This window comes from Paenibacillus lupini (genome assembly GCF_011761355.1).
Taxonomy (GTDB): Bacteria; Bacillota; Bacilli; order Paenibacillales; family Paenibacillaceae; genus Pristimantibacillus; species Pristimantibacillus lupini.
Map to the genome: position 1 here is coordinate 250,073 of NZ_JAASRW010000009.1, position 6,535 is coordinate 256,607.

Annotated in this window: 5 protein-coding genes; 3 read left to right on the top strand and 2 right to left on the bottom strand. The window is 49.0% G+C overall.

Going from position 1 to position 6,535, the window contains the following annotated elements; all coding sequences use genetic code 11:
* Positions 1 to 38: 38 nt before the first annotated feature.
* On the bottom strand, positions 39 to 689 hold the full coding sequence (locus FHS17_RS26260) for a GntR family transcriptional regulator (protein WP_167281662.1): 651 nt from the start codon (positions 687 to 689) through the stop codon (positions 39 to 41).
* Positions 690 to 793: 104 nt separating this feature from the next.
* The gene (locus tag FHS17_RS26265; protein ID WP_167281664.1) at positions 794 to 1,681 is read right to left on the bottom strand and encodes an S-layer homology domain-containing protein; all 888 of its coding nucleotides are present in this window, start codon (positions 1,679 to 1,681) and stop codon (positions 794 to 796) included.
* Positions 1,682 to 1,818: 137 nt separating this feature from the next.
* Between FHS17_RS26265 and FHS17_RS26270 the strand changes: the two genes are divergently transcribed.
* From FHS17_RS26270 to FHS17_RS26280, 3 genes are all read left to right on the top strand, one after another.
* On the top strand, positions 1,819 to 3,792 hold the full coding sequence (locus FHS17_RS26270) for a YhgE/Pip domain-containing protein (protein ID WP_167281667.1): 1,974 nt from the start codon (positions 1,819 to 1,821) through the stop codon (positions 3,790 to 3,792).
* A 534-nt stretch (positions 3,793 to 4,326) separates the two neighbouring features.
* The gene (locus FHS17_RS26275; protein ID WP_167281669.1) at positions 4,327 to 5,184 is read left to right on the top strand and encodes a class II fructose-bisphosphate aldolase; all 858 of its coding nucleotides are present in this window, start codon (positions 4,327 to 4,329) and stop codon (positions 5,182 to 5,184) included.
* A gap of 398 nt (positions 5,185 to 5,582) precedes the next feature.
* Positions 5,583 to 6,317, top strand: a complete 735-nt coding sequence (locus FHS17_RS26280; protein ID WP_243865548.1) for a GDSL-type esterase/lipase family protein — start codon at positions 5,583 to 5,585, stop codon at positions 6,315 to 6,317.
* Positions 6,318 to 6,535: the final 218 nt, after the last annotated feature.

Genomic DNA, 6,535 nt, shown 5'->3' on the forward strand with positions numbered 1-6,535 from the left:
GAAGCTCAGAGAGCTTCCGGTTTGAGTATTCTATGAACTTATTTCATCAAGCCATGGACGATAAAATGCTCGTGAGTATCCGAGTATTGCTCGGATATGGCGGCTTTAGCTGCGGCGATATCACCGATCTTAATCGCTTCATAAATTCCGCGGTTCGTTTGAACAGAGCGGCTTGGCTGGTATTGCGGATATTTTATGCGATAGGATACGGTACTGAACACATAACGGCCACGATAAAGCTCCATAATTTGCAGCATACTTTCATTATGGATGGTACGGAGAATCGTCTCCGTGAACAGCAAGCTGTTATTGTAGTAGCCGTAATAATCGCTTTGCTCCATAGCTAATTGCTGCTGTTCTAGTATTTGTGCCATAGTGCCCAAATCAAAGGTTAGCTTGCGTTTAACGGCGGTATCCAGCACGAACAGCTGCATGGAAACAAGAACCTCATACATCTCGCTGAATTCATGGGCGGATACTTCCTTCACCATGACGCCTCTTCCCCGGAAGGATCCCACAAGCCCTTCCCGCTCTAATAAGGAGATAGCAGCGCGGATTGGCGTCCTGCTCATGCCAAGATTAACAGCAAGCTCGTTCTCTGACAGCATAGAGCCAGGCATATATTCTGCCCGCATAATCCGCTCCCGGATTTCACGGTAAGCAGTTGTTTCCAAAGAGGTTGAAGCCATATCAGCAGTTTCCTTTGTAAGTTTTTAGCTTAATAGTAACAAATATTCTAAAAAGAATGCTATAGGGCCACCAAGCAATATGGCAGTCCTTTCTTCTGCGGTTACTATCGCGCAGCAGCTTCCTCCGGATCCCCGCCATTATCAAGGACTGTGGAGTCATCCAAACGGACAGTCGGCGAGCCTTCGCCTTGCAGAATATTTCCATCTACTGTCACATGAATCAGATGATAGTCACCACTTCCTCCATCTATAATCACATTCCCTCTAATATGCATATTCCGCAATGTAATGTCAGGAACGGACAACGTCACGTTCCCATATATCGTTTCGACTGCCGAGTCTAACCCGTAGATGCCCGGAGCCGAATAAGTTCGGTTTACAATTCCTGATTTCAGCATCGCATCAATTAGAAAGACAGCGCTTGCACGGGTAACGGGATCATCAGGCCGGAAAGTGCCGTCGGGGTAGCCTTTAATAATCCCCTTTTCGGTAAGGCTAGCAACCGCTCCCTGATCCGCTTCGAGAATCAGGTCCTTATCCTTGAAGGGAGGCACCTTCTCTCTTGGCAGTTCCAGATGGACGAAGGATGCCAGCATCAGAGCCGCTTCCTGTCGTGAAATGATTTGCAAAGGCATGATCCTGCCGTCTTCGAAGTCGGTTATGTAACCCGCCTTAACGGCTTTAGAGAAGTCTGTGTAGAACCAGTCTGTCGTAGATACATCTTGAAAGGAGAGGGGGGCCGTATCCGTCAGCGCGAAGGCTCTGTTCATCAGCGATACCAGCTCCGCCTTTGTCACAGGCTCATTTAGCTTGATTGTGCCATCAGGATAACCTTGAAGCCAGCCTAAGTCGAGCCATTCTTTTAATGCCGGGGCGGCCCACGATTGTTCCGCTTCTTCGTATGCGGCCCTTGAGGCGGCGTAGCCCGTTACTGCAAAGGTAAGGAGACTGCATCCTATAAGCAGCGGTATCAGAGATCTCCATCGACTCATCCACGTATCACATCCCTTCCCGATTTGTTCTCCTATTAAAGTGTACGAGATCGCAAATGCAATAGCTGTCGAATGGAAGTGGGAGGCTGTGCGAATAATAGGAGGACGATGAATGACAGATAAAGGATGGATAATGGATGGCAAATCCGTTTCATGTATTTAAGAAGGATGTAGGTTATTTTCTGAAAAATAGGATGCTTATCGTTACGTTTATTGGCGTTGCTCTCGTTCCGATGCTCTATGGCGGTTTCTTGATTAAGGGGAATTGGGACCCGTACGGTCAGCTTCAAGATCTGCCTGTTGCCGTTGTTAATCTGGACAAAGGAGCGGAGTATGAAGGGAAGCCGCTGAATGTTGGCGAGGAATTTATAGAGGAATTGAAGGATAATGAAACCTTCGATTGGCGCTTTGTAAGCGAACAGGCTGCCAAGGAGGGGATGGTCAGCAACCGTTATTACGCGACGATTACCATCCCAGCGGGATTCTCGGAGAATGCGGCTTCCTTAACGAGTGAAACTCCTAAGAAGGCGGATATTATTTTTGAATCAAATAGCTTCTACAACTTCATATCCGGGCAGATCAGCGAAAATGCGACAAAGGAGCTGCGAAATAAGCTGTCGCAAAACCTCACCGAAGCGTACTCCAGAAGCATGCTTTCGCAATTCACGGCTTTATCGGATGGGCTCTCCCAGCTGGCTAAAGGTGCTTCCGATCTTCATGACGGGGCTGTTCAGCTGGATAGTGGAGCGGGTACGCTGAGCAGCAAACTGCATGAGTTGTCCAGCGGCGCTGCTAAGCTTCACTCCAGCATTGGGCAGTTGCAGGATGGAGCATCGCAGCTAAATACTGGACTGACGAAGCTGAGCAGCAGTGCGGGAACGCTCGCAAGCGGAGCAGAACAATTAGGTGCTGCTTCAACGAAGCTCCAGCAGGGGGCGGATAAGCTGGCGGATGGAACGGGACAGTTGAAGGACGGCATAGGATCGGCTAAGGATGGTGCGGATGCTCTTTATGCTGGTATTCAGAAGCTGATAGACAGCAACGACGAATTCGCATCCGATCCAGCGCTGCAGGCGTTGCTCGCTGGCAGCAAGCAATTAAGTGAGGGGCAAAGCAAGCTGCTGCAAAGCGCGACGCAGCTCGCCGCCGCACAAGATCAGCTGCAAGGCGGGTTCAAGCAATTAGGAGCGAGGTTTCCTGGCTTTGTCTCGGGCAGCAAGCAGCTTGGACAAGGGGCATCCCAGCTCGCGCAGGGTGCGAAGAAGCTTCAAAGTGGCATTGGTCAGTTCTCGACTGGAAGCGGTACGCTCGCAAGCGGCGCTTCCCAACTGGCAACCGGAGCTGATCAGCTTGGTACAGGTGCTAATAAGCTGGCATCGGGCTCGCAGCAATTGGCGGATAAGCTGTCTGATGCCGCTGAGCAGACGGCGAGTCTTCATGCAGACGAGAAGACCATCCAGATGGTCGCCGAGCCGGTAACGATAGTAGCGAATGATGACCGGAAGGTCCGGCTGTATGCCAACGGGATCGCGCCTTATTTTCTATCGATGGCCTTATTCGCTGGTTCGCTCGTCTTCACGACGATGTTCTCGGCGAGACGGTCCTCGTCGGACGAGGCAGACGGTTTTCCATTGTTTCTCAGCAAGCTGCTCACCTTCGGGGTGATGAGTCTAGCGCAGTCCCTTATATTAAGCACGGTTATTCTGTACGTGCTGGGATTAAAGGTGCAGAGCGTGCCGTTATTTTATATGTACACCGTATTAACCGGGTTTACGTTTATGTTTGTTGTCCAGACCTTTGTGACCTGGCTCGATAACCCCGGCCGGTTCGTGGTGCTGCTGCTCATGATCTTCCAGCTTGTCTCCAGCGCGGGCACCTTCCCGTATGAGCTGCTGCCGAGCTGGGCGCAGGCGATGAATCCGTGGCTGCCGATGACCTACAGCATTCGCGGCTACAGGGATGTGATCTCGAGCGGCGACTTCGCTCATATGTGGTCGCAGGCCGGGCGGCTTGCCTTTTACATTGCAATCTTTATCATGCTGACGAGCCTGTATTTCGCAATGACCAAGAAGCGGGATAGGGATGAGCAGCAAATGCCTGTGAAAATTTAGATTACCAGGCAAACTGGATTTCATACAGTGAAAAGTGGACAGGAGTGTTAGATAGGTAGTCTACATTGGATTCTGTGCAACAAAAATCCCTTCCTGGCGGGTACAGAGCCCTTTGAAGTGAATTTGACTGTACAAAATACAATCTGCGTACCTCGTCCACACGATCAATCTAGGATTCACTGTACTAACTCCAATGTCGAAGTTTAAATCAGCATTCTAAGAAAATAGAAGAACCTACTTGATGAGGGCATAGCTCATGGTGTCCTTACTCAGATCATGATCATTTTTGTTACTTCTATAATAGCGCTTACAGCAGACAAATTTTTCAGGTTTACTCTCCGTAAGGGGAGGCTTGACTCCCTATAGGTAGTCTTATGTAGAATTTTGTGATAACATATTGACTTAAAGAGAACGTGAACGAGTACATACGCCCATTCCGTTCGGGCCGATAGATCTGCCGGTTGGAACCGCATAACAGCAGTTGAATTGGGTATGATTGAAAGGTCTAGTCATTTATTCGAGGAGGATTTAACAATGGCATTGGAATCAATGAAAGACATGTTGAACAAAGCTTTGCAAGGCGGTTACGCTGTTGGTCAATTCAACATCAATAACCTGGAATGGACTCAAGCAATCCTTGACGCTGCTCAAACAGAGCAATCCCCAGTAATCCTGGGCGTATCTGAAGGCGCAGCTCGTTATATGGGCGGCTTCAAAGTTGTTACGAACATCGTATCCGCTTTGATCGAAGAAATGAAAATCACTGTTCCAGTTGCAATCCACCTGGACCATGGTTCCAGCTTTGACAAATGTAAAGCAGCTATCGACGCTGGCTTCACTTCCGTAATGATCGACGCTTCGCATGATCCATTCGAAGACAACGTTCGTATCACTAGCGAAGTTGTTGCTTACGCTCACGAGCGCGGCGTTTCTGTAGAAGCTGAACTGGGTACAGTTGGCGGCCAAGAAGACGACGTTATCGCTGAAGGCGTAATCTACGCTGATCCTAAAGAGTGCCAAGAGCTTGTACAACGTACAGGTATCGACTGCCTCGCTCCAGCTCTTGGTTCCGTTCATGGCCCTTACAAAGGCGAGCCTAAACTGGGCTTCAAAGAAATGGAAGAGATCTGCCAAACAATCAAACTGCCACTCGTATTGCACGGTGGTACTGGTATCCCTACTGAGCACATCAAACGTGCGGTTTCCCTGGGCACTGCAAAAATCAACGTGAACACTGAGAACCAAATTGCGTTCACTAAAGTTGCTCGTGAAATCCTGACTGCGGATTCCGAAGTTTACGATCCACGTAAATTCTTGGCTCCAGGTCGTGAAGCGATCAAACAAACAGTTATGGGTAAAATCCGCGAGTTCGGTTCTTCGAACAAAGCGTAAGTTATCCTTATACGAAAAGGCTGAACACTGCGAATAGCAGCTGTTCAGCCTTTTTTTTTTGGTATGTCACGCATCTGCATAATTTGGCGCTGTAGATCCATCCTATTATGTAAGTGTTGTTGCAAGGAGGTTACGCAAGTGAATGAAAGTATGTTCCATCTATCTTATATTATTTTGTTTGGTGTGCTGCTGGCGGCCGGACTTGTTGCTATGGGTTGGATGATTTACCACCGTAGAAAGAGAAAGATACGTTAAAGATAGCCCCTGTATAAAAGCCATGACTGTCCACCTTAGGAGTGGAGTTCATGGCTTTTTTTGGTGACTGCAAATATTCGGTCGATAGGTTATCGAATTGCGATATAATAGAGTCAAATTTATGGGGCAAGGGGATACCGGGGATGAACAAGACAGCGGAAGGCAACGAATTAATGAAATCGGATACGGTGAATACGGCCGTTATTCCAGCGACAAAGCTGGAAGAGGATAGCTACGATTGGTGGGAGCGGCATGATCAGGTGCTGAAGATTAAGGATGAAATTAACCCTGAGATTGTGCTGATTGGAGATTCCATTACACATTTCTGGGGAGGACTCCCGGATTCGACAACTAAGCACGGTGAGGGACAAGCATGGGAATCCGTCTTTGGCGGGCGGCGTGTTCTGAATCTTGGCTTTGGCTGGGACCGGACGCAGAATGTGCTTTGGCGCCTTGATAACGGGCAAATGGAGGGACTGTCTCCTGAGTGGGTGGTCATCAATATTGGTACGAACAATACGAGTGGGACCGATAATGCTCGCTCCAGTACAGCAGAAGAAGTCCGAGATGGGGTGCGTGCAATTATCGAGCGAGTACGGACATACGCTCCCTCGGCTCGCATTATTCTGATGGCGGTATTCCCGCGAGAAGAATCGCCGGAGGATCCGCGCCGCAAGCTGATTGGGCAAATGAATGTGCTGTATGCGGAGCTGGCTGAGGAGCTTGGCGTAACGTTCCTCAATATCGGGCCATCGATGCTTGCTGCAGACGGCACGCTGCCGCGGGAGATCGCGTTTGATACCTGCCATCTTACAGAGCAGGGATATCAGCTGTGGGCAGACGCGCTCCGCAAAGTGATGGGTATTGAGTCGAAATAGAGCCAGGTTACGAATGCCGTCCAATGGGGACGGCTTTTTTTATTCAGTACATTTGCAGCGGCTGCTTCGAAAAAACTCCTTTCCGCCCAAGAAGGAAAAACCGTACTGCAACGTGTGTGAGGTTGAACTGTAACCCGAAAGATAGACACTTTAAAAAAGTGCCTGTCTTTCGGGTTTTTGTGTTTTAATGAAAAATACTACAGTGAATGAGGGAATTA